Source organism: Halopseudomonas sp. T1L2 (genome assembly GCF_055397385.1).
In genome coordinates, this window is the sequence record NZ_AP040865.1 from 908,567 (window position 1) to 934,747 (window position 26,181).

The following is a 26,181-nucleotide window of genomic DNA, read 5'->3' on the forward strand; positions in this document are numbered from 1 at the left end:
TGCGGGGCAGGGTTTTATGCTGTTCTTCAGGCCAGACCTCGCTTGCAGTAGGTAATACCAGTGTGGGATTACAGTCCGCATCGACCAATAACAATATACCTGGAAGGCTTATGTCCATGAGACCCACCACTGCCGCAGAGGGCGCAGCCCAAGGCCAACTGGCCGGCTACGGCTCCAAGGCTTATCGCAATTATGTGCTCCTTGCGCTGACATTTATCTACATCCTGAATTTCGTTGACCGCGCCCTGCTGGCCGTCGTCGGCCCTGACCTGGTGCCGGACCTGGGGATTACAGACACCCAGTTCGGGCTTCTCACCGGCTTCGGTTTTGCCTTGCTCTATACCGCCGTTGGCATTCCGCTGGCACGCTTTGCCGATGTCGCCAATCGTGTCTGGATCATGACGGTCTGTGTGGCCCTGTGGTCGCTGATGACCGCGCTTTGCGGTCTGGCGACGGAAGTCACTATTGGCTCGGTCACCATCGGCGCGTTCTGGATTCTGCTGATGTGCCGCGTTGGTGTGGGTATTGGCGAGGCTGGCTGCACACCGCCGGCCAACTCGCTGATCGCGGACTATTTCATCCCTCGAGAGCGCTCACAGGCATTGGGTTTCTACGCCATGGGCGTAACGCTCGGCACCATGGTTGCCAACCTGGTTGGCGGCTGGGTGACCGATGTGTTTGACTGGCGCACCGCCTTTTTCGTCGTCGGCTTGCCTGGCCTGCTGGTCGCCCTGGTTTTCAAACTCACGGTAAAGGAGCCGCCGCGAGGTTATACCGATCCGCCGGTCGCAGTGAAAAAAGAGCGGGCCAGCCTGGGTGAGGCGATCCATGAGCTGATGGGCAAGCCTGCTTTCTGGCTGATGACCGCCGGCGCTACCATCGCTGCGTTCTGCGGTTATGGTATCTCCTCGTTCCAGTCGATCTTTCTGGTCCGGACCTACGAGATCACTGCCGGTCAGGCTGCGATCTGGATCAACACACCGGTTGCCCTGTCAGCCGCCATTGGTACCTTTGCTACCGGGTGGCTGGCGACCAGAATTTACAAGAAGCACCCGGGCGCCATCGCTTGGGTGCCGGCGGCGGGCCTGTTGCTGTCGGTCCCCTTTTATATCTTCGCCTTCACCACGGACAACCTGTTCTACGCGGCAATCGGTTTGATCATCGGTGGCTTCGTCAAGTATGGCTACCTGGCCGCCCAGTACACCATCGGCCAGGGCGTGGTAAGCATGCGGGTACGCGCTATGGCCACGGCGGTGATGCTGCTGCTGGTCAACCTGATCGGCTACGGCTTCGGCCCGCTGTTCATTGGCGCAATCTCGGACATCTTCTTCAAGTCCGGTATCGCCGATCTTGGTGTGGCTGCTGGCGAACTGGCACGGAACCAATGTCATCCCGCAGTGGTTGGTCAACTGAACCAGAACCTGCAGGACGTATGCGGGCAGGTCTATGCGCAAAGTCTGCAAACCTCCATGGTCATAATGGCCTGCCTCTACGCTGCCAGCGCTCTATGCTTTCTGCTGACCTGGACCCGCCTGGGCAAGGACATGGTGGACAGAGAGGTAAAACATCCGGTCACCGCATAAGTGACTGCTCGGGAGGGCGCATTGCGCCCTCTCTTTTTGCCCGAATCATCAACTGGCGCAGTAGCGTGACTGGAGCCGGTTGAGCTTCTCATCATGGGAATAAACGGCGCGATCTGCGCTTGAGCGTTGAGTGAAGGTCGCACTGAACCGCCATTACCGGCGTTGCAGGATGCAGCCTTGCTCGTTCCTGTACCGGTTTGGTATTAAGCAAATGCGTGGGCGACACGCTGGCATGCGTACTCGCGCGACTAGCTCCTGTTCCTGAGAGTATCACCTGACTGTCGGGGTCATACTCTTGGGGCTATCCCCATCCGCGAGGCTGAGGCACACTCTCCCTGACGTAACATCGCTTCGGTTTTTCTACGACCAGAGATCCGTGACGGTCCGCTGACGTGAACTCGCTGGCGATACCCAATTACATTCTGATGGAGCCTGCATGAATCCGTCCACGCTGATCGGCATGATTGCCGGTGTGCTGTTGCTTGCCACTGTTCTGGTGTTTTCAACGGAGGCGCCGGGGCTGTTTCTCAATCTGCCCGGACTGGGGATTGTGCTGTTTGGCACGCTGGCGGCGACCTTTATCAGCTACCCCATGCGCGAGGTGCTGCGCATCTTCGGCCTGCTGGCAACGGTGATGCGCAATGAACGGCTGTATGCGCGGCAGGACATCGAAGAGCTGATCAGAATCTATCGTATCTGGATGTCTGGTGACCTCAAGGCGGTTGAGCGTGCCCTTGAGCAGGTTGCCAATCCGTTTCTCAAGACCGGGGTTCAACTGGTGGTGGATATGACGCCGGAAGAGGATGTGATGGATCTTCTGCAGTGGCGCATAGGGCGTTTGCGTGCGCGTGAGCACGCCGAGGCGCAGCTGTTCCGCGTCATGGCCAGCTACGCGCCGGCCTTTGGCATGGTCGGGACCCTGGTCGGCCTGGTCAATTTGATGTTCCTGCTGGGCGACGGTGATGTCACCAGTATTGGTCAGCAGATGGCAGTCGCCCTGATCACCACCTTTTACGGGGTGCTGCTGGCGAACCTGCTGTTCAAGCCGGTTGCAGTCAAGCTGGAGCGGCGCACCGAGGATCGTGTCGCGCTGATGAATACCATCATGCAGGGCATCTCGATGATGAACCGAAAATGCAGCCCGGCGGTGATGCGCGAAATGCTCAAGTCGTTCATGGCCCATTACCGGGACGAGATCAATGACGGCAGCAAGGGCAAGCCGGCGCTGCACGGTGAGTCTCGTGATGACTGATCTGCCGGGCGATGGCGATGATCGCGCACGCAGCGTCCAGCTTGAAAAGCAGCTGCATCTGACTGAACTTGAACTGCAGCGGGCGCGGCGAGAAGGTGCTGTCGCTGCGCACAGGGCACGGCGACAGCCGGTTATTCATGAAGCCTTCGAGCCTCCTGAAGAGGAGGGTTGGCTTACTGTTTATCTGGATGTATTGACGCTGCTGCTGGTGATGCTGGTGGTCATGCTGACGTTTGCCGGCTCGGTACGTGATAACTCATCGGGCGGCGTCCAGGTCGACACGCTCAGCGAGACAGCAGCTCCTGTGCAGATCGTTTCTCCGCCGATTACGGAGCCGGTTGCGCCGGCACCGACGTCTGATCCGCTTTCCGGGCTGGATACCTCAGCGCTGGGAGATGACATCGAGGTTATCTACAACGATCAGAGTGTGAGTTTTCGCATCAGCAGCGAGATCATCTTTGCGCCGGCAGAGGCGGAGCTCAGTCTTGATGGTCTGCTGGTGCTGCGCAAGTTGTTGCCTGTGCTGCGTCAGGGTGAGAACCGCATTACCATTGCCGGGCACACGGACAGCCTGCCGATTCGCAGCCTGCGCTATCCGTCGAACTGGGAGTTGTCAGGGGCACGTGCCGGCAGTGTGGTGCGTTACCTTGAGGCCAACGGTATTGCCAGTCAGCGCTTGGTCGCCGTGGGATATGCCGATACGCAGCCACTGCAGGGGAATGATACCGCCACTGGTCGAGCAGCCAACCGCCGCGTGGAGCTCATTCTAGAAAAATAACGGCATCCGCCGGGGAAGGGGGTTACAGCACCGATTTGGCGCTCGTGTTTTTTGAGTGACATCAATGTAACATTATTAGGTGGCTGGGCGTCCCAGTTGCGCCTATGGTTTTGCGGGAGGCTTGCCTTGTCGCCCAATATTAATCCGAGACTGCGCGCGCCTGCCGCCGCCGTTGTCAGCAGCTTTCGAGGTACTTGATGTTTCTGGATCTGGTCGAGAATCTGACGCTGCTGATTGCGCTCTGCTGGCTTCACGCAATGATCATGCGCTACCTGGATGGCTACGAGCTGCCTGGCAAGGTGTGCTCGGGAGTACTCTTTGGCGCTGTGTGCGTTGTTGGCATGATGATTCCGCTTGAGCTGGCCGAAGGCCTGATCTTCGACGGTCGGACAGTGGTGCTCAGCATGGCCGCCTTTTTTGGCGGGCCGTTGGTGGCGGGGATTGCCGGCGTAATGGGCGGGTTGTTCAGGTTGTCGCTGGGTGGTGTCGGCCTTGTGCCCGGATTGCTGAACGTTGCCATGCCGGTGTTGATGGGGTTGTTGTTTCGTTATCTCCATCGGCAGCACCGCATACCATTCAATGTACTCTCGTTGCTGGTCTTCAGTACGCTGATGCACTTGCTTGAGGTGCTGATTCTTGCCCTGCTGCCGGCTGCCAATTACGCGCTGTTCCTGGAACATGCCTTGGTTCCGCTGCTGGTGGTGCTGATTCCGTCGGCTGTGCTGTTGGGGCTGCTGCTTGAGGATGTGGAGAAGCAGCGCCATGCACGTGATGCGCTGCGCCAGAGCGAAGCCTATCTGCAGGCCATCACGGATGCGGTGCCGGATGTGTTCATGGTACTCGATGAGCAGGGTACCTATCTGAAGGTCAGTACACCCCAGCATGAGCTGCTTGCTGCAGATCAGACAACGCTGCTGAACAGGCGTCTGCAGGACGTACTGCCGAAGGAGCAGGCTGATCGTTTCCTCGAGTTTATCGCGCGCACCCTGGCCTCGGATCAGCCGCAGTCAATCGAATACAGCATGCAGACCCTGGCGGGGACCAGAACCTTCGAAGCCAGAGCACGGCGTCTCGAGATCAGGCACGGTGGGCGGCGCGCAGTGGTGTTGTTTGCACGCGACATCAGCGACCGGGTGGCTCTGGAACTTGACCAGCGGATCGCAGCGATCGCCTTCGAATCCCAGCAGGGGATGCTGGTTACCGACGCGCAGACACGAATCATCAAGGCCAATCGCGCGTTCTCGGCCATCACCGGCTACAGCGAAGCAGAGGTTCTGGGCCAGCCGACGCGAATCCTCGGCTCAGGCCATCAGGGGGCGGAGTTTTACCAGCAGATGTGGAAGGCGCTTAACGAGTCTGGTGGCTGGCAGGGCGAAATATGGAACCGCCGCAAGAGTGGCGAGGCATTTCCCGAATGGCTGACGATCAGCGCTGTACACGATGCCAAGGGACGCCTGACCAACTACGTTGCCTCTCTGACCGATATCAGTGAGCGCAAGGATGCCGAAGAGAAGATTCAGCATCTCGCCTTTTACGATCCGCTGACCAATCTGCCCAATCGTCGGCTGATGCGTCAGCGCCTGGAGCAGGCGCTTGTGGTATGCCACCGCGAGCAGCACTACGCTGCGTTGATTTTCCTGGATCTGGACGACTTCAAGAACGTAAATGATCTATATGGTCACCAGATTGGAGATGGGATGCTGTGTCAGGTTGCAGAGCGGCTCCGGCACGCCCTGCGTGAGCGCGATACGGTAGCGCGCTTCGGCGGAGACGAGTTCGTGGTTTTGCTCGAGGGCCTTGAAGTCAATGCGACCGAAGCGGCCACCCAGGTTGAACACATCGGCAGGAAGCTGCTGCAAACCCTGCGTGAACCCTACCTGATCAAAGATCATGTTTTCAGCAGCAGTGCGAGCCTCGGCATTGTGCTGTTCAACGATGAGCAACACACCGCTGACGAACTGATGCAGTACGCTGATCTGTCGATGTACAGCGCCAAGGCAGCAGGCAAGGACATGCTGAGCTTCTATGACCCGCAGATGCAGGCGGTTGTGAGCATGCGGCTCGAGCTTGAGGAGGACATTCGGCGAGGGTTTGCGCAGGAAGAGTTTGTGCTCTATCTGCAGCCCCAGGCCGATGCCAGCGGTAATGTTGAAGGGGCCGAGGCGCTGGTCAGATGGCAGCATCCTGCGCGGGGCCTGCTCGCGCCAGGCGTGTTTATCGACATTGCAGAGCGCTCTGGGTTGATAGAGTCACTGGATCTGGCAATCCTGCGTCAGGGTTGTGAGCTGCTGGCGCGATGGGCACAGCAACCGCAGACCGCGACGCTGTCGTTGGCTGTCAATATCAGTGCACGGCTTTTGTACCGGGACGATTTTGTCTGTCAGGTCAGGGAAATTCTGCAGCAAACAGGCGCCAGTGCACTGCAGCTCAAGCTTGAGATAACCGAGTCCCTGTTGCTGACCGATGTAGACAAAGCCGTCTCTCGAATGCAGCTGCTGAGGGAGATGGGGGTGCGGTTTGCCATTGATGACTTCGGTACCGGTTACTCATCCATGGCGTATCTGCAGCGCCTGCCGCTCGACCAACTGAAGATAGACCAGTCTTTTGTCCGGGGGCTCCCTGATGACAAAGGCAACATCGCCATTGTCAGAGCCATATTGTCGATGGCCGAAGGGCTTGAACTTGAGGTCATCGCCGAAGGCGTTGAGCATTCGGCGCAGCAGGAGATTCTGCGTCTGCATGGCTGCAGGCACTTTCAGGGTTACCTGTTTGGCAAGCCGATGTCCGTGGATGCATTTCTTGAGCTGCTTTGAAATCTGGCGCACGAGCTGCTCGGCATCAGCTGCCGGCACGCTCGTCTCTGATGCCCAGTATGTGTCGCCGGATTGACCGATTTGAAACCAGACCGGCGATCATGACCCTAAGCCTGTTCCATTCGTGCACCCAGCGACTGTCGGTTGCGAGTTCAAAGTCGGGATCGCCCGTGTGAAGTCTGTTTACTCTCAGGCGCGGCAAGGCAAGGCAGTAGTCACCGCGATCGGTTATGACGCCTAACCGGTTTTGGCTGCTGAATAGCTCGTTGGCCGCGTCATGGTCAAGATCGTGGTTCGATGTAGAGAAGGTGCCGCCCGGAGCCAGTGTAGCGCTGTCGTGACTGAACGCCGCCAGCACCGGTTGCACATTTCGGCCTTCGATCAGTTCACCCGCCACGCAGCGCAGATAGTGGATCTGCGGTCCCAGGATGTCGATACGCTGGATGACCATTGGTCGATCGCTGCGGTTCTTGATTCGCAGGAACGTCGTCCAGTCGCCTGGAAGCAAGGAGGGACGAAAGTGAGCGGCGGTCACCACCAATGGCTTTGCTCGATGTCGCAGCAGGCGAGTCCAGATGGTCAATGCCGTGAGCAGGGCCAGCAGGGTAGCTATCCCGGCCAGTGTTGCGGCGTTGTCCCAGAGCCAGATAAAACGATTCATTATCTCTCCATCAAAGGCGTTGAATCCGGGAAAGATACTTGCCGATCTCGGCTTGAATGGCAAAACAAAGTGCAAAGGGCGGTTGCAGGAGCTGAGTGCAACACGGTTATTGAATTGACGCAGGAGCATCATATTGCATAGCCAAGGCTTTCTGCATCACTTCGCTCATGACTTCGATAGGACATTTGAAATCGAAGCGCTTACGTGGACGCATGTTCAGTTGAAACGCAATGGCATCCAGTTCTTCTTGGCTATGTACCGACAAGTCAGTGCCCTTGGGCAGGTACTGGCGGATCAGGCCATTAATGTTTTCGTTGCTGCCGCGCTGCCAAGGGCTGTGCGGGTCACAGAAGTAGATCGCCACACCGGTTCTCTGGGTGATCTCGGCGTGCTGTGCCATTTCCCGGCCCTGGTCGTAGGTCATGCTCTTGCGCATCGCCAGCGGCATGTTATTGAGGGCGGCGCTGAAGCCCTCCATCGCCGAGGTCGCCGTCGCGTCGTTCATCTTCACCAGCATCAGGTAGCCACTAGTGCGCTCCACCAGCGTACCTACAGACGAGGCGTTAGCCTTACCCTTAATAAGGTCGCCTTCCCAATGCCCCGGCATCAGCCGGTCTTCAACTTCTGGCGGGCGCAAGTGAATGCTGACCATCTCTGGAATCTGCCCGCGCCGATCCACACCGCCAAGGCGTGGTCTACGTGTCGTCTTGCCTTGGCGCAAACAAAGGATCAACTCCTTGCGCAGCTCACCGACGGGCAGGGCATAGATCGCGTTGTAGATCGTCTCGCGACAGACGTAGGCATCTCTAAGACTGGGTATGTTCATACTGCGCAGCTTGCCGGCAATCTGCTCGGGAGACAAACGCTGGCGCAGCATATGGATCACCAGTTCAAAGCGCTCACTACCTGGCAGCAGCTTTCGCATGGGCCGACAAGCCTGGCGGCGGACCTTCATCCGCTGCTGAGCCACGCGGGCCGAGTAGCTGCCAGCTGCATCTCGATTGCGGCGCATCTCTCGGCTGACCGTCGAAGGGGATCGGTTGATCAAGCAGGCAATCCTGCGCAAGCTGAGGCCTTGGGCATGACTAACTTGAATGGTGGCACGCTCTTCAACGCTGAGTTCGGAATAAGACATAGGGCAGCACCGTACCGGAAAGGTCAGGTGTTGCACTCAGTTTTTGCCGCCGCCAAGCATATCAGCGTTCAGGAAGGCCAACTGGTATCAGTCCGCGGTAACAGGGCGCCGCGCGACGGGTTTAGCAGTGCAGCTGGTCGGAAGGCCAGCGGGAGCGGGGCTACCCTGCTACAATCCGCGCTGACATCATTCAAGAGGAAAACTTATGGCTACCAATCGGTCCCGTCGCCTGCGCAAAAAGCTGTGTGTTGACGAGTTTCAGGAGCTGGGCTTTGAGCTGAATCTCGAATTCAAGAGCGATCTTGATATTGAGGCGATTGACGCCTTCCTGGACCAGTTCCTGGCTGAGGCAATGGACGCAAACAACCTGGATTATGTTGGTGGCGAGGGCTTTGGTCTGGTTTGCCTGGCCGAGCGCGGCTCGGTCAGCGAAGAGCAGCGTCAAGCTGTCGAGAGCTGGCTCAAGGCGCGCAGCGAACTGGCTGTCTGCGAAGTCGGTCCTCTGCAGGATGCCTGGTATCCTGACAAGCCGATCAACGCAGCGGTTTAACAGTTTAGGGGCATCAGGTAATGATGGCCCAGATTTGCGAGTAAAGCCCCTGGCCCAAAGGCAGGGGCTTTTTCGTAACAGCGCGCAGCCAGGAATAAGGTTTGGCTTCCAGCGTTTAACAGCCAGAGTTTATTTTGGTGATTTATTTAGTGTAGTTAGCACTTTATAGCGTCTTTTTGTATCGTCTCATGCTGCATAAGCTTTATAAATTAAAGGCTTAAGTGGCTGCTTTTTCGGGTCCGAATTGCTTTTTTTCTTGTTGTTCTCTTCCATTCTGAAATCCGCAGCTCATTGCCCAGTAAGCTGAGGAACGATTGTGCTTTATCAGAGCGCCAAGTGTGCTCTGCACTTGCCGTTATGCGATTGGGTATTACATTCCGCTAATAGCTTGGTTAGCGGCAAGGCAGCAATAATTGCCGCAGTTGGCTGGTTTTTTGGAGCGGTATAGTCACCATTCTGCTGGCAGATGTTCTGATTGCTAATGCGACTTCTGTGTTGATAGTGCTATTCGACTGCCGTGCCTGATCCTGTCTATGGATGTCGAGTGTTGAGTTTTTGGCGCTAATTAATTGGCGTAGTTCGCGTGTGCGCAGTTACGTTTCGGCTGGGGAATATTGACCTGAATCAACCTCTCTTTACTTACAGCTTTTTGCTGTAAATAGGCTTGTTTTTTGATTTGCAGAATGATTAGTATGTGGCACGTCGCCATTGGATTGGTCCGATCTTCTACCGAAGGAAGAGTTCATGCTTAAGAAGTCCCTGCTAGCTTTATCTGTTGTTGCCCTCGCAAGTGGTTGCTCTGTTACTCCCAACGTGATTAGTCCGCAAAGCCTTGAAACGACAGCGCTTTCGGATATCGACCGCTTGGCGCAGGAGCAGGCTGTTGAGGCAGCGATCTCTCTGGATGAGGCGATCGCTCGCGCCGTTCTCAACAATCGTGATAAGAAACTGAAGTCCCTGGAAGCGGCTCTGGCCCAAGGGCAAATCGATCTTGTTCGCCATGAGATGTTGCCTGAGCTGACGGCATCGGCGGGTTATTCGAAGCGCAGTGAATACGCAGCGTCTGCCAGCGTCAACTTTACTGATGGCGAGCCGGATGCGCTGGGTCCGAACCCGGCTTACTCCGTTTCACAGGGTCGCGAGCGTGATACTCAGGATGTTGCTTTCTCCTGGAATGTCCTCGACTTTGGTCTCTCCTATGTTCGTGCCCAGCAGCATGCGGATCGTTATCTGATTACCAGGGAGCGTGAGCGAAAGGTTGTTCACAACATTACCCAGGACGTGCGCGCTGCCTACTGGCGAGCAGTCTCGGCAGAGCGCCTGCTGAGCAAGATCAATCCTCTTATCGATCAGGCCAGTGATGCACTGGCGAACTCGCGCCAGGTGGAAACTCAAGGACTGCGTTCACCGCTGGATGCGCTGTATTACCAGCGTGAGTTACTGGATATTCTCCGCGCGCTGCAGGCCCTGCGTCAGGACCTTATGGGAGCCAAGACCGAATTGTCGGCCCTCATGGGTTTGAAGCCGGGCACGCAGTTCTCGCTGGTTGACGTGTCGAATCCGGCTTTTGAAGTGCCTGAGCTGAGCGTGGGCCTGGCCGAGATGGAAGAGCAGGCGCTGCAGCAGCGCCCTGAACTGGTCGAAACTCACTACCAGAAACGCATTTCTGCTGCAGAGACAAAGGCAGCAATGCTGAGCCTGCTACCGGGCATTCAGTTGACCGCCGGCTCGTACCAGGACAGTAACGAATATCTGCTGAACCAGGATTGGACCAGTGTCGGCGCGCAGGTCAGCTGGAACATGCTGGACGTGTTCAAGATTGGCGCTGAGCGTCGGATGGCAGAGACCCGCGAGGCGCTGACCGAAGAGCAGCGTTTGGCTACCTCCATGGCGGTTCTCACTCAGGTGCATCTCTCTCGCATCCGCTATGAGCAGGCGCGCAAAAGCTTCGACCTGGCCACTCAGTATCTCGGTGTTGCCGAGCGCATTGGCGAGCAGACCCGCAATGCTGCGGAGCACAAGCGCATGTCGCAGCTCGATCTGATTCGTGAGTCGCTTAACACTGTCCTGGCCGAGCTGCGCCGTGATGTTGCGTATGCCGATCTGCAGAACAGCTACGGTCGTGTCTTTGTGACCATCGGCATGGATCTGCTCCCGCAGGATTATCAGACTCTGAATGTTGAGGCGTTGGGCCAGGAGATCGGACAGCGCTTTGATCAGTGGCAGCATTCAGCTCAAAGTGCACAGTCTGCGGAGGCCGTTGTGCCAGTTGAGTCTGATCAAGTCGTCGCCAGCGACAAGACCAGCTGATGCGTCAGCAATTCAATCTGGGGCTGTCGCTGGCCCTGCTGGCAAGCGCGGCTTCGGCTCAGGCCGAGTACCAGGCGCGAGCAGTGATCAAGTCACTGGATCGCGCCGTACTCTCGGGCGAGCTGGCTGCGCGCGTCCAGCGCATTCCTTACCTTCCCGGTGAGGCCTTTGAAAGGGGAGCAGTTCTGGTTGATCTGGACTGTTCCCTGTATGACGCCCAGGCCGAGAAGGTGGCTGCTGAAGTTCAGGCAGCGCGAATCAAAAGCGAAAATGCTCGTGAGCTTGATGCCTTGAACTCAATCGGTGGGCTGGATGTCGCTCTGGCGCAGTCAGAATATGCCCAGGCTCTGGCTGAGCTGAAAATTGCCCGTCTCAACACCGACCGCTGTGTAATCAAGGCACCCTGGCGAGGCCGCGTTGTCGGTCTGCGGGTCAACGCCCACGAGAATATTCGCCAGCAACAGGAATTGATTGAGGTTGTGGGTGACCAGAACCTCGAGGCGGAAGTGGTTGTGCCTGCAGCCTGGCTGAACTGGCTGACCGTGGGCCAGCCAATCAGCTTGCTGGTGGACAACCTTGCCGAACCCGAATCTGCCGAGGTTAGGGCGATTATTCCCGCAATTGATGCTGTCAGCCAGACAGTCCTGCTGAGAGCCAAATTGCCACAAAACACGCAACTTATACCCGGTATGAGCGCGACTGCCGTATTCAGCGAGCCCGCGCCCGCCGAAGAACAAGTCAGCCCCTGAAACAGACCATCTGGCCGGTGCCCTAAAGGGATAGAGGACATGAAAAAACACACCCCCGCTAACGCAGTTCGCTTTCGCCGCAAGCCCCTGATCAGTGCGCTGGAGCCGCGCATTCTGCTTGATGGTGCTGCGGTTGCTACCGCTGTAGAAATGACCACGGACGTGGCTTTTCAGGAGGCCGCAACGCATACCGCTTCGGCCGAACAGAGCATGCATTTTGCTGCGCCGGCGCCCACGGCAAGTGAGCCTGGTAATCGCCGCGAAGTCGCTTTTGTCGATACCTCGGTAGACAACTATCAGGGCTTGATTGATGGGCTGGATGACGGTGTTGAAGTCATTCTGATAGACAGCAGCGAGAACGGCCTGGAACAAATGGTCGCCGCGCTGCAGGGGCAGTCGGGTATTGATGCCATCCACCTGTTCTCTCACGGTGATGTAGGTGAGCTGAAACTCGGCACACTGACGCTCAATGGCGAGAATCTGGATGCCAATGCGCAGCTGCTCGCCGCGCTGGGTGAAACGCTTACCGAGTCGGGTGACCTGATGCTCTACGGTTGCTATGTCGGGTCTGACAGTGAAGGGCAGGGGTTTCTGGATGCTGTAGCCCAACTCACCAGCGCTGATGTTGCAGCGTCCGAAGACCTGACCGGTGCCCAGGCGCTCGGCGGGGACTGGGAGCTGGAGGTGACCAGTGGTTCGGTCGAGACCACTGCATTGGTTGCGGCTGGGTACGATGGCACGCTGGCGCCGTTGGTAATCTCCAACCTTGATGACCTCCAGTACAGCGAAGGTGACGGGGCTGTGCTGATTGACGGCGATGTGACCATCGGTGGCGGCACTGATTACACCGGCGGTTATATCGACTTCGAAATTGGTGATGCGACGTCCTCAGAGTCGCTGGGCTTCATCAGTGACAGCACACCCTCAACCGTGAACGGTGAAGTGTCCATCGTTGGCAGTACGGTTTATCGTGGTAACGGGTCTGTCGCGATTGTGATTGGTAGCGTTGACCTGGTCAAAAACGGCGAAAATGGCCAGCCGCTGAGAATCAACTTCTCCAACGCCTTTGAAAACGGCGACTTCCAGGATGGCACCAACGGTTCGACGGTGATCTCGGGCTGGACATCGGTCATGCAACGTCTGCGCATGGGGGTTGACCAAATCGCGGGGCAGCTTACACCTGTTGACCCAACCTACCCGGCTAGCAACGGTTCCGTGGGTGACAACACCACCGGTGGCAATTTTGTTCAAAGCGCCAAATTGTCCAATTATGCTGGCTCTGATGCGAGTGACTTGGCAATCGAGTTGGATACCGGGGCAGCCAGCTTTAATCAGTCCTATGGAGTTATTCGCGGCCCAGCCGTCTACAGTGACGGGGCTGTTGCACTGCAAGCTGGCGACAAGGTGTCCTTTGATTGGAAGGCACTTAGTGGTGGTGACGCCTATGATGCGTTTGGCTACATTATCGACGTCAATACCGGCGAAACCATTACCATTCTTGATCGCACTGGTACTAGCTCAAATCAAGAAACCAATTGGGCTCGTGAAGAGATCACTATCGGCGCGGGCCAAGAGGGGGTATACCGCTTTGTATTTGTAGCCGGTTCCTACGATTTCACCGGCGGCAACTACGTCGGCGGCAAACTGATGATCGATGACGTCAAGGTCACCCAGGCCAACCCGCCGGGCCCGGTTGGTGACTCTGTACTGACCTCGCTTGCCCAGCGCATAACCTACGAAAATACTGCGGTCGACTACAATACACTGACCCGCACCGTTACCGTCTCGGTAATGGACAAGGCTGGCAATACAGGCTCCGATACCAGTCAGGTCACTATCGCTGAACGTAACAACGCCCCCTCGTTCAGTGGCAATGCAACACTCGGCGCTGTCAATGAAGACACCACGGCTCCAGCAGGTAGCAGTGTCGGCACCCTGTTTGGCTCGCTGTTCTCGGATGTTGATGCATCCTTTGATCCGAAAGATTCGTTGGCTGGTATCATCATCACCGACGACGCCAGCGATTCCTCGCAGGGCGAGTGGCAATATTCCACTGATGGCACCAACTGGCTAGCGGTTGGTACTGTGTCGGCCGATGCAGGTCTGCTGCTGTCTTCTACTGCGAGCCTGCGGTTCGTTCCTGCGGCGGATTACAATGGCGCGCCCGGTAGCCTCAGTGTTCATGCTGTTGACAGCTCTGATCCCGGCATTACCTTCACCAGCGGTGCGACCAGACAAGCCTTTGATACTACCGCTGTTGGAAGCACCGGCGGCACAGCAGCAGTCTCGGCTGCAGCTGTTAGTCTTGGAACATCCATTACCGCAGTTAATGATATCCCGGTAATTGATAACAGCACCGGGACTGTAACCGGCGCGTCGGAGGATACTGCCAGGACCATTACCTACGCAGAACTGCAAGCCTTGGCCAACGCCTCCGATAAAGAGGATGCCTCGGTATCGTTCCGTATCGATTCCATTCTCAGTGGTACCTTGCGCCGCGAGTCTGGCGGGGTACTCAGCGATGTCGTTGCCGGTACTACACTGCTGGCACCAGGCGAGAGCCTGATTTGGCTGCCGGGCAGTAATGCCAACGGCGTACTCTCCGCTTTCACGGTGAAAGCCGTTGACAGCCAGAACGGGGTGTCTGCAGCCAGCTTGCAGGTCAATGTGGAGGTTGCGGCTGTCAATGATCCAGTCTCCATTACCGGCAAGTCATCTGTCACACTTAACGAAGACTCTTCGATTCTCATCAACGGGTTCAACCTGACGGATGTTGAAGGGGACAACGTCACCGTTCGTATCAGTTCAAACCATGGCAACCTGAGTCTGGATAATCCAGGCACGGTCTCTGTTTCCCAGTCCGGTGGCCACACTCTGGTGTTCTCGGGTGCCATTGGCGATGTTCAGGCCGCTCTTAACTCGCTTCGTTACGCAGGTGATGCCGATTACTTTGGCAGCGACCAGCTGACTATCGAAGCGAGTGACGACAGCGGCTCCAGCTGGCAACCCTATCGGGTGGATGAGCAGGGATTGTTCTACAACCCTGCGAATGGGCATTACTACGAGTACGTCAGTGCACCCGGTATGACCTGGGCGGACGCTAAGGCTGCCGCTGAGAGCCGCGAGTTGTTTGGCTTGAAGGGGTATCTGGCCACCGTAACCTCCGCTGAGGAAAATGCCTTTATTACTCCGAAGCTGGGTGGCGATGGCTGGATGGGTGCCAGCGATGCTGCTATTGAAGGGCAATGGCGCTGGGTAACCGGGCCAGAGGCGGGCACTTTATTTTGGACTGGTACGGGTAGCGGTAGCTCGGTTGACGGCAACTATGAAAACTGGGGCGACGGTGAACCGAACAATGCTGGCGAAGAAGACTACGCGCACTTCATCTCCAGTAATGGAAAATGGAATGATTATGCATTTAACAACGGTGATATTAGCGGCTACATCGTCGAGTACGGTGGAGCTGGATTTGGCACTTTGGAAGCAGCTACCCTCGACATCACCATTAACGCAGTAAACGATACCCCAGTCGTGACAGGCGTCGATACCGATGGCGCCATCAATGATAGCGGTCCGCTCTCAGATACTGGTTCAATCACCTTTACTGACGCAGATCCCTCTGATCTGCCTACGGCGGCAGAGACGACCAAGTCGGTTACCGCCAAGCGTGCTGATGGCACCACCAATCTGCCGCTGACTACCGAGCAGCTGGCAGCGATCGAGAACGCTTTCAGCATCAGCCCGACGGCGGGTAATGACAATGACGGTACCATCAACTGGACCTATGACATTGACGCCGGCGACCTGGAATTTCTGGCCGAGGGTGAAGTGGTTACCGCCGTGTTTACCATCACCGTTGATGACGGCAATGGCGGTACGGCGACCCAGGACGTGACCGTGACCCTGACCGGCAGCAACGATGTGCCTGAGATCAGCGCGGGTGATGTGACCGGCGAGATCACTGATGGCAGCAGTGACCTGACTGACAGCGGTTCGATCAGCTTTACCGATGTGGATCTGACCGACCGCCCAGTGGCGACTGAGGTGACCAAGTCGGTTACCGCCAAGCGCGCTGATGGCACCACCAATCTGCCGCTGACGGCCGAGCAGCTGGCAGCGATCGAGAATGCTTTCAGCATCAGCCCGGCGGCGGGTAATGACAACGACGGTACCATCAACTGGACCTATGACATTGACGCCGGCGACCTGGAATTCCTGGCCGAGGGTGAAGTGGTTACCGCCGTGTTTACCATCACCGTTGATGACGGCAATGGCGGCACGGCGACCCAGGACGTGACCGTGACCCTGACCGGCAGCAACGATGTGCCTGAGATCAGCGCGGGTGATGTGACCGGCGAGATCACTGATGGCAGCAGTGACCTGACTGACAGCGGTTCGATCAGCTTTACCGATGTGGATCTGACCGACCGCCCAGTGGCGACTGAGGTGACCAAGTCGGTTACCGCCAAGCGCGCTGATGGCACCACCAATCTGCCGCTGACTACCGAGCAGCTGGCAGCGATCGAGAATGCTTTCAGCATCAGCCCGGCGGCGGGTAATGACAACGACGGTACCATCAACTGGACCTACGACATTGACGCCGGCGACCTGGAATTCCTGGCCGAGGGTGAAGTGGTTACCGCAGTGTTTACCATCACCGTTGATGACGGCAATGGCGGCACGGCGACCCAGGACGTGACTGTCACCCTGACCGGCAGCAACGATTTGCCGGAGATCAGCGTGGGTGATGTGGCTGGCGAGATCACCGATGGCAGCAGTGACCTGACTGACAGCGGTTCGATCAGCTTTACCGATGTGGACCTGACCGACCGCCCAACGGCGAGCGAAGCAACCAAGTCGGTTACCGCCAAGAAAGCGGATGGCACAGAGCTGCCGCTGACCGCTGAGCAGCTGGCAGTGATTGAGGAAGCCTTCAGCATCAGCGCGGCAGATGGGAACGTCAACGACGGCACTATTGATTGGACTTACGACATCGACGCTGGTGACCTGGAATTCCTGGCTGAGGGGGAGGTGGTTACCGCCGTGTTTACCATCACCGTTGACGACGGCCAGGGCGGCACGGCTACCCAGGATGTGACAGTTACCCTGACCGGCAGCAATGATGTGCCGGAGATCAGTGTGGTGGATGTGACCGGCGAGATCACCGACGGCTCCGACCTGGCCGACAGTGGCTCAATCACCTTTACCGATGTGGACCTGACCGACCGCCCGGCGGCGACCGAAGTAACCAAGTCGGTTACCGCCAAGAAAGCGGATGGCACCGATCTGCCGCTGACCGCTGAGCAGCTGGCAGTGATTGAGGAAGCCTTCAGCATCAGCGCGGCAGATGGGAATGTCAACGACGGTACTGTCGATTGGACTTACGACATCGACGCTGGTGACCTGGAATTCCTGGCTGAGGGTGAAGTCGTTACCGCGGTGTTTACCATCACCGTTGATGACGGCAATGGTGGCACGGCGACCCAGGATGTGACCGTTACCCTGACCGGCAGCAACGATGCACCGCAGGTCACCGTTGACGCGCCTGAGGACTTTACCGAGGCAGGTGACGCTGCCGCCCAGGATCTGGTGCAGTCCGGCGAGGTGCACTTTGCGGATGTCGATCTGACGGACACGATCGACGTCAGCTTTGAGTCAAATGACGATATCACCTGGAGTCGCGCGGATAACAGTGTCGTAGGTACGCTGCCTGCTGGGCTGGCTCAGGCGCTGGTTGACGCATTCAGCACTGGTGCCACCGAGCTTGATAACGAAGGGAGCATTGGTTGGACGTACGATGTCCGTGGCCTTGACCTGGATTTCCTCAATGCAGGAGATGAAATCAATTTCAGCTACACCGTGACAGTAGAAGATAGTCAAGGCGCGACTGATCAGGCTGTTGTGAACTTCCGGATCCTTGGCACCAACGATGCCCCAGAAGTCACCGCGCGCGAGCTGAGCCGTGAGGAAACCACTGTGCAGCTGGGCGACCGCTATGCGCTCGAAGTGGACAGTCTGTTCTCCGACAAGGACTCGACGCTGAGCAGAGAGGATCTGGACTTCAGCATCAGCGGACTGCCGCGCGGGCTGGTTTATAACTCGGAGACCGGCTCGATCTCAGGTTCGCCGCGCGAGCCAGGTGTGTTCGAAGTTCAGGTAACGGCAATTGATGCCGAGGGTGCCACTGTCTCCAGAGTGTTCGAGCTGACGGTAACTGCCGTGCCTAACGAAGCCCCGGCCAATCCCGGCCCGGGCAGTACTCCACCCCCAGCGCCCGATACTGACTCCCAGCCGGTTGAACTCCCGCAGTCGGGTATGCCAGATGGGCTTGTCAGCGAGAGCGGCGACACGCGTGACCCGCTGGATTCCAGTGGTTTTATGCCGTCGTCCGGCCTTGGCTTCGAAAGTGTTGTTGAGGATGCCATTGGTGAAGGTAGCGAGCCGTTTGATGATCTGCAGGGTGCGGACAACGATGGTGAAGGTCGATCCGAGCAGGTCATTCTGTCCGAACCGGGCGCTATCGCGGTCCAGGTCAGGAACTCCGATGGGTCAACGACCGTTCGCGCTTCGATTGACGTCAACGTAAACGAGGCGGGTCAGGTAGAGTTCACCCAGGTTCAGCGGGATGCATTCGATGTTGTTTCCCTGGTGGTAACCAGTATCAAGAGTAACTCTGAAGGTCAGGTCGTCATTGCGATTCAGGACACCAGTACCAATGGTGGTACCCAGCGTTACAGCGGAACACTTTCGAGCGGTGAGCAGCTGCCTGGGTGGATTCAGCTGGACCCGACCACTGGTTCGGTCACAATCGGCAATCCGCCTGCTGGTCAGAAAGAGGTCAGTATCAGGGTTCAGGCGATCGGCTCCGACGGGCAGATTCGCGTGCTTGAGCTCAAGCTTGACCTTGAGGAATTGTTCAAGCGAGCGGCCGGCGCTGATACGGAAGCAGTCGAGCCTGTCGACGTCGAGTCAACGGGATTCATTCCGCTGAATGACCAGTTGGCTGCGGAGATAGCGGCGCGTGACCACTATGGCAGCCGACTCGTGTCGATGCTCCAGTCAGTTTAAGGGGTATTGGTGAGCGATACTGTCGCGGCCCTTTTGGGGCTCGAACAGCAACTGCGCAAGGCTGAAAGCCTTGCGCAGTTGTTTTATACATTGGTCAATCAGACACATACCTGCGTGCCTTACACCCAGAGCGTTTTGCTGGTTGGTGAGCGCATGCAGCGGCCGCATGTCGTTGCCGCGTCTGATTTGCCTACTGTTGATTACACCTCACCCTACATCGCCTGGGTTGAGCAATTGGCGCGTTTTGTAAATGGACAGGGGAGTCCGGAAAATCAGACCCAGCTGAGGCCGGCTGATCTGAGCGCGGACCTTGCCAACGAATGGCGAGAGCTTGGTCTTCCCGATCATATCCTTTGGCAACCGCTGCGGATCGAGGCCAGAAATGGCGAGGTCGCAGGCGTTCTGCTTCTGCTGCGGGACAAAAACTGGAGCGAGGCCGAGCAGAGTGTGCTGCAGCATCTGGCGGGGAGTGCCGGGCACGCGCTCTTTGCGCTGCGTCGCGGTCAGCAGTTCACTCGTTTGAAAAGCAATCTGCAGCACCGCAAGGTGTGGCTGGCCAGCCTGTTGGCGGTTCTGCTGATAATGCTGCTGCCGGTACGCCTGAGTACCCTGGCGCCGGTTGAAGTGGTACCGAAGTCTCCCTATGTTGTTGCAGCCCCCCTGGAAGGGGTGGTCAGGCAGGTAGCGGTAAAGCCCAATCAGCAGGTGCGCCCGGGCGACGTGCTGATCGAGCTTGAGCAAAGTGAGCTTGCCAGTAAGGAGGCGGTTGCCAGGCAGGCGTTATCTGTTGCCGAGGCCGAACTGAAGACTGTTCAGCAGGGCGGCTTTCTGGATCCCACGCAGAAAGCCAGGCTCGCCGAGCTGGAAGCGCAGGTTCGTTTGAGACAGGCCGAGTGGCAGTTTGCCCGGGACCAGCTGGAGCGCTCGGTGATTACGGCTGACCGGCCGGGTGTTGCCGTACTGGACAACCCGGACGACTGGAAGGGCCGGCCTGTGAGGGTAGGGGAACGGATTATGCAGGTTGCGGATCCGACCCAGGTGGAGTTCAGAATCATGCTGCCGGTCAAGGATTCGATTTCCCTGGTATCGGGATCGGAGGTAAGGGTTTTTCTCGATAATGATCCTCTGCATGCCTGGTCGGCACAGCTCAGTGAGTCCGGCTACGAACCACAGACAACGCCGGATCAGCAGCTGGCCTACCGTTTGATCGCACAGCTCAGCGAGTCTGAGCTGCAGGCAGAGCCTCCCCGTGTTGGCCTGCGTGGTACCGCCAAGGTGTACGGTGAGAAGGTGAGCATTTTCTTCTACCTGTTTCGCCGCCCCATTACCTCGGTTCGGCAGTGGCTGGGATGGTAGAGTTCAGGCTACCTGCACTCAGGCAGGACCTGAAGCTGCTGCCGGGAGGGCATGACGAAGATGGTGCGCCACGTTATCTGCTGCATGATCGAGTGCGTAACCGTTATTTCACCCTGTCGATAGACGCCCTGGCGCTGATTCGCCACTGGCAGCCAGGCCGCACGCTGGAAGAGATGCATGCATTTCTGCAGGCCCGAGGGCTGGATCATGCGGTCGAGGAGATTCGTGCGTTTTCCGATTTTCTGGTTGCAAACAACCTGGTGCTTGCCCGCAGCAACGGCGCCAGTGACGCCTTTTATCGTCAACAGCAGGGCAGCCGGCCCAGCGTCTTGCAATGGTTACTGCATAACTATCTGTTTATTCGAATTCCGCTGTTTCGGCCTGACAACTGGCTGAATAAAGTCGGCCCGAAGCTGTCATGGCTGCTCGGCAGTACTGCACATCGGATTGTTATGGTTCTCGGAGTCCTGGGCGGCCTGCTGGTGCTGCGCCAATGGGACGAGTTCAGTGCGACCTTTCTTTACTTCTTCAGCCTGGAAGGGTTTCTGCTTTACGGTCTGACGCTGGTGCTGGTCAAGAGTGCCCATGAATTGGGGCATGCGCTGGTATCGCAAAGACTGGGTTGCAGAGTGGCGTCCATGGGCGTCGCATTCCTGGTGATGTTTCCGGTGCTGTATACCGATACTACGGATGCCTGGAAGCTGCAGTCCCGTCGTGATCGCCTGCGTATTGTCACTGCTGGCGTCCGAACAGAGCTTTATCTCGCGCTCATTGCCACGTTCCTGTGGGGTGTCCTGCCGGATGGTTCGCTGCGCAGTGCCGCGTTTTTTATTGCGACCACCAGTTGGGTTACCTCTGTCCTGGTCAACATCAGTCCGTTTATGCGGTTTGACGGGTACTACGCGTTTTCCGACTTGATCGGGGTAGAGAACCTTCAACAGCGTGCGTTCGAACTCGGACGCTGGCGGTTGCGTCGCTGGCTATGGGGGCTGAATGATCCGCTGCCGGAGCCGATGCCACGTCGACGCGCACGGCTGCTGATCCTCTATGCCTGGGGCACATGGTTGTACCGCTTTTTCCTGTTCTTGGGTATTGCTCTGCTGGTGTATCACTTTTTCTTCAAGGTGCTTGGCATCTTTCTATTCATTGTCGAGGTGCTCTGGTTCATCGTCATGCCCATATTCAAGGAAGTACGTACGTGGCGAGAGCGTCGCGCTGATTTTCACTGGACAGGCTGGCGATTGGCCGGGTGGGCACTGCCATTGCTGGCGCTAGTCTGGATGTTGCTGCCCCTGTCGGTTGATGTTCGGCTGCCATCCGTCTTGCGTGCTCAGCAGGTGCAATCGCTGTTTGCGTCGGAGCCGGCTCAGGTAGTGGCGGTTCACGTGCAGTCCGGCGATCAGGTGACGGCGGGGCAGGTACTTGTGCAATTGCAGTCGCCGGAACTCAGGCAGCAAGTGCAGGAAACGCTGGAACAGCTTCAGCTGGTTCGCCTGAAGCTCTCTCGTCAGTCGACTTTTCGTGATGACCAGGTCGCTCAGGCGGTCAACCTTGAGCGTCTGCAGCAGTTGAATGAACAGTTGGCCGGGTTGCGTCAGCGGGAGGCGAAGCTGGTCGTCAGGGCTCCGATCAACGGGTTTGTCGGCGCCATGGCAAGCCTGTCTGACAACCAGTGGATCGGACGCGATGAGCCGATTCTTACTCTGGTCAACAGTGACCAACTGATCATTGAAGGATTGGTAAACGAGCGTTATCTGACCTCTCTTGAGCACGGTCAGGTCGGTGTATTTGTCGCATCCTCCGGTGAAGGCGAGCGAATACCTGTGCGGGTTGCACAAATTGATATCAGCGCTGTTCCGGCGTTGCCCTACGCAGAGCTCGGCTCTGACGCGGGCGGCCCTATCGCCGCACGACTCAAGGATGACCGGCTGATACCGGAAGCCGCACATTATCGCGTCGAAATGACGCTTGAAGGCCCTGTACCCGAGGTTCTTCGACAGAAAAGGGAGGTCGGCGTGGCCGTCATTGAAGGCAAGCCACGGAGTGCATTGCTGCATCAGTTGCAGCGTCTGATTGCGCTTTTTATTCGGGAGTCCGGATTCTGAGCAAAATGATTTGCGCGCCTGCCCGATCCATGAGCGGTGCTCTGGCATGCAGGTGCACAATGTCACGCGGGGCAAAGGCACCCCCAGGCTACCAGTTCTGCCAGTGCCGGTATGGCTTCGGCTTCATCCTCTGAACTAAACGCCAGCACCTGACTGAGCGTGCTGCCTGACCGAAAGGGCGCTAGCAGATCAGCCTTAAGCGAGCTTATCCGCTCCGTGTGAAGTTGCCACTGAGGGCGCCACACCAGCACGTTTTCCGGTTGCCAGTCTTCGGCGCGAGGCATCGGCAGCTGGTCTATCTGGCTTTGCCATATCCGTAACAGCGGGCTGGTTGAGCGCAGCAGGGCAAGCGACGGGTGCCATGCCAGTGGTTGTTCAAGCCAGGACAGCGCGCTGTGGTAATCCCCCCATTTTTAGTGCTCGCCAGAAGTAGAGGTCAGGCCACGAGAGCCAACTTCTGTTTGGGGGTGATGCCACCCAGGGCCATGTTTGGCCGTTCGTGATTGTATATCCATACCCAGCGCGTTGCATGCTCCTGCACCTCGGCGATGGACTCGAACAAGTAATGGCCCAGCCAGTCGTAGCGCACCGTGCGGTTGTAGCGCTCGACGTAGGCATTCTGCTGTGGATTACCGGGCTGGATATGCTCCAGTCGAATGCCGTGCTTTTCCGCCCATAGCACGAGCTTGCTGCTGATGTATTCCGGGCCATTGTCGCTGCGGATAATTTGGGGCTTGCCACGCCACTCGATCACTTGATCCAGTGCGCGCACCACCCGCTCTGCCGGCAATGACAGATCGATATCCATGGTCAGGGCCTCGCGGTTGAAGTCGTCGATCAGGTTGAACAGGCGGAAGCTGCGACCGTCGGCCAACTGATCGTGCATGAAGTCCATCGACCAGCAGTGATTGATTGCCTCCGGCACAGCCAGTGGCTCGGGCTTCTCTCGCACGATGCGCTTGCGCGGCTTGATCCGCAGGTTCAACTCCAGCTCCCGATATATCCGATACACCCGTTTGTGGTTCCAGCGATAACCTTTCACGTTACGCAGATACAGGAAGCACAGGCCGAACCCCCAGTTGCGTTGGTTATGTGTGAGTCGGATTAGGTGATCGGCGATCTCGGCATTTTCTTCCGACAACCGTGGCTGGTAGCGATAGCAGGTCGTGCTGATGCCAAACGACACACACGCCAGTTTGATGCTGACCTTGCCTGAGGCAACCGCGTGTTGCGCCATCTCTCGTCGCCGAGATGGCTTCACCACTTTTTTGCCATCGCCTCCTGGATGAGCTCGGACTTCAGGCGCTCCTCGGCATACATCTTCTTCAGGCGACGATTCTCCTCCTCCAGCTCGCGCAGTCGAGCCATTAACGAGGCGTCCATGCCACCGAACTTGGCGCGCCATTTGTAGAAGGTCGCCGAACTGATGCCATGCTCGCGGCACAGTTCAGGCACGGGGCTGCCGGCTTCGGCCTGCTTGAGGATGGAGATGATTTGACTGTCCGAAAAACGCGATGTCTTCACGCAAAATTTCCTTGATCCAATTAGGAGAAAATTCTACTTCTGACGAGGACTGATTTCAGGGGGGATTACCGACCGGGTTGTGCACATGCTCGATGAGGGGATCGACGTGGCGGTGCGGATCGGTGAGTTGCCCGACGGCGATCTCAACAGCATTCGCGTGGGAGAGGTGCGCCGGGTCGTCTGCGCGTCGCCCGGATATCTGGCCCGCCATGGCCGGCCCGCGCATCCGAGCGAGCTGGAGGCCGCTTCGGTGGTAATGTCCGCGTCCAGTTCGCTGCTCACCGAGTGGGAGTTCCGTGGTCCTGCGGGGCGGATTCAGGTCATCCCTGAGCCGCGTCTGGTGGTGACCGCCAATCAGGCCGCAATCAACGCGGCGAAACTGGGCTGGGGCATCACACGGGTGCTGTCCTATCAGGTCGCGGAGCAGGTCCGGATCGGCGCGCTGGAACTGCTGCTGGAAGACTATGAATTGGAGCCACTGCCGATTCATGTGGTTCACCAGGGCGGGCGGAGGATACCGGCCAAGGTACGTGAGTTTGTTGATTTCTGCGTCGCGCAGCTGAGCGCCAACAGCGCGTTGCAGGGCAGGGGGCCGCGCTGATGGACCGATTTCAGGAAATGACGGTGTTCGAGGCGGTGGCCGACGAGATGAGTCTGGCCAAGGCGGCGCGGCGCTTGTATCTGTCGGCCCCTACGGTCACGCGGGCAATCGATGCGCTGGAGCAGCGTATCGGCGTCAAGTTGTTGCAGCGCAGCACGCGGGGCGTGGCCCTGACCGAGGCTGGTGAGCGCTTTCTTGCGGACTGCCGGCGTATTCTGGCGGAAGTGGCTGACGCCGACCGTTCTGCCAGCGGCTTACACACGTCCCCTCAGGGGCGGTTGCAGGTGTCCATGCCGCTGCTCTTCGGGCAGTCGCTGATGACGCCCATCCTGCTGGAATACCTTCAGGCCCATCCGCGGGTCGAGGTGTTTGGCGTGTATCAGGACCGGGTGCCCAATCTGCACGAGGAGGGAATTGAGGTCGCGGTGCAGGTCGGGGCATTGCCCGACTCGTCACTGTTTGCTGCCAAGGTCGGTGATGTGCGGCGCATCATCTGCGCCAGTCCGGCCTACCTTGCCGCGCATGGCACGCCCACGCGGCCGGAGCAGTTGATTGAACATCAAATCGTGCATTCATCTGCCGACTCGCGCACGCCGGAATGGCAGTTTGTACAGCAGGGAGTGGTAAAGCGTTACGCGCTGCTGCCACGCTTGAGCTGTGCAACCAATCATGCGGCGATTGCGGCTGCCGAGCGGGACGCGGGGCTGGTGCGCTGCATGAGCTATCAGGTGCATGAGTCGCTGGCGCTGGGGCGGCTGCAACCGGTACTGCAGGAATTCGAGTTGCCGGTATTGCCGGTGCATGTGGTCTACCGGGAAGGTCGCCGCGCCGCTGCGCGGGTCCGCAGCTTCGTGGATCTGGCCGTCGCGCGCTTGCGAGTACACCCGGCATTGAACGAAGGGTAATTTCAGTTTTCGCAATAAAGGATTGCTGTTGCCGGTTATTCCTCACTTTTGTGTGAGGTAAGAAGATGAGACTCCCGCGGGCATTTGCGGCTACCACCGCAGCCCGTTTTACCTGTCATAGATACTGGAGTCTCACATGTCACATCCGATCAAGTTCTATCGTTACCCTCTGTCCGGCCACGCGCACCGCGTTGAACTGATGCTGTCGCTGCTGCGCGTTCCCCATGAAACCGTATTTGTCGATCTGGCCACCGGTGCGCACAAGCAGCCGGCCTTTCTGGCGTTGAACACCTTCGGCCAGGTGCCGGTTATCGAGGACCGTGGCCAGGTATTCAGCGATTCGAACGCCATTCTGGTGTACCTCGCCACTCAGTACGATGCCTCCGGTCGCTGGTTGCCAGGCGATGCCGCAGGCGCCGCGCGGGTGCAGCGCTGGTTGTCGGTCGCCGCCGGCGAGCTGGCCGCTGGACCGGCGCGCGCCAGGCTGATCACGTTGTTTGGCGCACCCTATGATGCCGAGTCCACCATCAATGCGTCGCACGATTTGCTGGGCCTGGTTGAACGTGCTCTGACTGCCAGCAGCTACCTGGCGGGAGAGCAGGTGACCATCGCGGACGTCGCGCTGTACAGCTATGTAGCGCACGCACCGGAAGGCAACGTTTCGCTGAGCAAGTATCCGCGGGTGCAAGCATGGCTTGCGCAGATTGAGAGTCTGCCCGGCTTTGTGCCGATGGCGCGTTCCGCGATTGGCCTGCAAAGCGCCTGAGCGATTGGGCACAGAGGGCTCCGTC

At 58.0% G+C, this 26,181-nt stretch carries 16 protein-coding genes; 13 read left to right on the forward strand and 3 right to left on the reverse strand.

What is annotated here, in order from left to right; translation table 11 throughout:
- The first annotated feature begins 110 nt into the window (after nucleotides 1-110).
- From ACZ5WQ_RS04345 to ACZ5WQ_RS04360, 4 genes are all read left to right on the forward strand, one after another.
- Nucleotides 111-1,583, forward strand: a complete 1,473-nt coding sequence (locus ACZ5WQ_RS04345) for a spinster family MFS transporter (protein WP_464383219.1) — start codon at nucleotides 111-113, stop codon at nucleotides 1,581-1,583.
- Between the two features lie 436 nt (nucleotides 1,584-2,019).
- Nucleotides 2,020-2,835, forward strand: coding sequence for a motility protein A (locus ACZ5WQ_RS04350; RefSeq protein WP_464383220.1), 816 nt, complete (start codon nucleotides 2,020-2,022; stop codon nucleotides 2,833-2,835).
- Nucleotides 2,828-3,613 carry an OmpA/MotB family protein gene (locus tag ACZ5WQ_RS04355; protein WP_464383221.1) on the forward strand — a complete coding sequence of 262 codons (786 nt, stop codon included), beginning with the start codon at nucleotides 2,828-2,830 and terminating at the stop codon, nucleotides 3,611-3,613. The genes ACZ5WQ_RS04350 and ACZ5WQ_RS04355 overlap by 8 nt, the downstream gene beginning before the upstream one ends.
- Nucleotides 3,614-3,810: 197 nt before the next feature.
- A complete protein-coding gene (locus tag ACZ5WQ_RS04360; RefSeq protein ID WP_464383222.1) occupies nucleotides 3,811-6,426 on the forward strand; it encodes an EAL domain-containing protein in 2,616 nt (871 codons plus the stop codon).
- 25 nt (nucleotides 6,427-6,451) lie between these two features.
- Here ACZ5WQ_RS04360 and ACZ5WQ_RS04365 read toward each other — a convergent pair whose 3' ends face one another.
- Together ACZ5WQ_RS04365 and ACZ5WQ_RS04370 are read right to left on the reverse strand one after the other, a co-directional pair.
- Nucleotides 6,452-7,087: a hypothetical protein gene (locus ACZ5WQ_RS04365; protein WP_269687423.1), complete on the reverse strand. Its 636-nt coding sequence runs from the start codon at nucleotides 7,085-7,087 to the stop codon at nucleotides 6,452-6,454.
- 106 nt (nucleotides 7,088-7,193) lie between these two features.
- Complete coding sequence (locus ACZ5WQ_RS04370; RefSeq protein WP_057392730.1) at nucleotides 7,194-8,222, reverse strand: IS30-like element ISPsp4 family transposase; 1,029 nt, start codon at nucleotides 8,220-8,222, stop codon at nucleotides 7,194-7,196.
- A 205-nt stretch (nucleotides 8,223-8,427) separates the two neighbouring features.
- On the opposite strand from ACZ5WQ_RS04370, the gene ACZ5WQ_RS04375 reads away from it, so the two are divergent.
- The 6 genes from ACZ5WQ_RS04375 (at nucleotide 8,428) to ACZ5WQ_RS04400 (ending at nucleotide 22,360) form a co-directional block, all read left to right on the forward strand.
- Complete coding sequence (locus ACZ5WQ_RS04375; RefSeq protein ID WP_269687422.1) at nucleotides 8,428-8,772, forward strand: YggL 50S ribosome-binding family protein; 345 nt, start codon at nucleotides 8,428-8,430, stop codon at nucleotides 8,770-8,772.
- 744 nt (nucleotides 8,773-9,516) lie between these two features.
- Nucleotides 9,517-11,082, forward strand: coding sequence for a TolC family protein (locus tag ACZ5WQ_RS04380; protein WP_464383223.1), 1,566 nt, complete (start codon nucleotides 9,517-9,519; stop codon nucleotides 11,080-11,082).
- Nucleotides 11,082-11,831 (forward strand): efflux RND transporter periplasmic adaptor subunit, encoded by a 750-nt coding sequence (locus tag ACZ5WQ_RS04385; protein ID WP_464383224.1) that lies wholly within the window; start codon nucleotides 11,082-11,084, stop codon nucleotides 11,829-11,831. The genes ACZ5WQ_RS04380 and ACZ5WQ_RS04385 overlap by 1 nt, the downstream gene beginning before the upstream one ends.
- Nucleotides 11,832-11,870: 39 nt before the next feature.
- Nucleotides 11,871-18,899 carry a DUF4347 domain-containing protein gene (locus tag ACZ5WQ_RS04390; RefSeq protein ID WP_464383225.1) on the forward strand — a complete coding sequence of 2,343 codons (7,029 nt, stop codon included), beginning with the start codon at nucleotides 11,871-11,873 and terminating at the stop codon, nucleotides 18,897-18,899.
- 9 nt (nucleotides 18,900-18,908) lie between these two features.
- Nucleotides 18,909-20,255, forward strand: a complete 1,347-nt coding sequence (locus ACZ5WQ_RS04395; RefSeq protein WP_464383226.1) for an efflux RND transporter periplasmic adaptor subunit — start codon at nucleotides 18,909-18,911, stop codon at nucleotides 20,253-20,255.
- Entirely contained in the window at nucleotides 20,249-22,360 is a 2,112-nt protein-coding gene (locus ACZ5WQ_RS04400) for a site-2 protease family protein (protein ID WP_464383619.1), read from the forward strand. Before ACZ5WQ_RS04395 ends, ACZ5WQ_RS04400 begins: the two co-directional genes overlap by 7 nt.
- A gap of 436 nt (nucleotides 22,361-22,796) precedes the next feature.
- Here the strand turns inward: ACZ5WQ_RS04400 and ACZ5WQ_RS04405 are convergent.
- Nucleotides 22,797-23,884 (reverse strand): IS3 family transposase gene (locus ACZ5WQ_RS04405; protein ID WP_464383227.1). Its coding sequence is split into 2 segments (ribosomal slippage): nucleotides 22,797-23,632 and nucleotides 23,632-23,884, totalling 1,089 coding nucleotides; the frame shifts between segments, so codons are not numbered across the junction.
- A gap of 85 nt (nucleotides 23,885-23,969) precedes the next feature.
- Between ACZ5WQ_RS04405 and ACZ5WQ_RS04410 the strand changes: the two genes are divergently transcribed.
- From ACZ5WQ_RS04410 to ACZ5WQ_RS04420, 3 genes are all read left to right on the forward strand, one after another.
- Complete coding sequence (locus ACZ5WQ_RS04410) at nucleotides 23,970-24,485, forward strand: LysR substrate-binding domain-containing protein (protein WP_464383228.1); 516 nt, start codon at nucleotides 23,970-23,972, stop codon at nucleotides 24,483-24,485.
- Nucleotides 24,485-25,390: a LysR family transcriptional regulator gene (locus tag ACZ5WQ_RS04415; RefSeq protein ID WP_285676489.1), complete on the forward strand. Its 906-nt coding sequence runs from the start codon at nucleotides 24,485-24,487 to the stop codon at nucleotides 25,388-25,390. The genes ACZ5WQ_RS04410 and ACZ5WQ_RS04415 overlap by 1 nt, the downstream gene beginning before the upstream one ends.
- 136 nt (nucleotides 25,391-25,526) lie before the next feature.
- Nucleotides 25,527-26,156 (forward strand): glutathione S-transferase family protein, encoded by a 630-nt coding sequence (locus ACZ5WQ_RS04420; protein WP_464383229.1) that lies wholly within the window; start codon nucleotides 25,527-25,529, stop codon nucleotides 26,154-26,156.
- Nucleotides 26,157-26,181: the final 25 nt, after the last annotated feature.

Coding starts and splice junctions, on each gene's coding strand:
- ACZ5WQ_RS04345 (WP_464383219.1), top strand. CDS start 111: ATGTCCATGAGACCCACCACTGCCGCAGAGGGCGCAGCCCAAGGCCAA.
- ACZ5WQ_RS04415 (WP_285676489.1), top strand. CDS start 24,485: ATGGACCGATTTCAGGAAATGACGGTGTTCGAGGCGGTGGCCGACGAG.
- ACZ5WQ_RS04420 (WP_464383229.1), top strand. CDS start 25,527: ATGTCACATCCGATCAAGTTCTATCGTTACCCTCTGTCCGGCCACGCG.
- ACZ5WQ_RS04410 (WP_464383228.1), top strand. CDS start 23,970: ATGCTCGATGAGGGGATCGACGTGGCGGTGCGGATCGGTGAGTTGCCC.
- ACZ5WQ_RS04380 (WP_464383223.1), top strand. CDS start 9,517: ATGCTTAAGAAGTCCCTGCTAGCTTTATCTGTTGTTGCCCTCGCAAGT.
- ACZ5WQ_RS04360 (WP_464383222.1), top strand. CDS start 3,811: ATGTTTCTGGATCTGGTCGAGAATCTGACGCTGCTGATTGCGCTCTGC.
- ACZ5WQ_RS04390 (WP_464383225.1), top strand. CDS start 11,871: ATGAAAAAACACACCCCCGCTAACGCAGTTCGCTTTCGCCGCAAGCCC.
- ACZ5WQ_RS04375 (WP_269687422.1), top strand. CDS start 8,428: ATGGCTACCAATCGGTCCCGTCGCCTGCGCAAAAAGCTGTGTGTTGAC.
- ACZ5WQ_RS04365 (WP_269687423.1), bottom strand. CDS start 7,087: ATGAATCGTTTTATCTGGCTCTGGGACAACGCCGCAACACTGGCCGGG.
- ACZ5WQ_RS04350 (WP_464383220.1), top strand. CDS start 2,020: ATGAATCCGTCCACGCTGATCGGCATGATTGCCGGTGTGCTGTTGCTT.
- ACZ5WQ_RS04370 (WP_057392730.1), bottom strand. CDS start 8,222: ATGTCTTATTCCGAACTCAGCGTTGAAGAGCGTGCCACCATTCAAGTT.
- ACZ5WQ_RS04400 (WP_464383619.1), top strand. CDS start 20,249: ATGGTAGAGTTCAGGCTACCTGCACTCAGGCAGGACCTGAAGCTGCTG.
- ACZ5WQ_RS04385 (WP_464383224.1), top strand. CDS start 11,082: ATGCGTCAGCAATTCAATCTGGGGCTGTCGCTGGCCCTGCTGGCAAGC.
- ACZ5WQ_RS04355 (WP_464383221.1), top strand. CDS start 2,828: ATGACTGATCTGCCGGGCGATGGCGATGATCGCGCACGCAGCGTCCAG.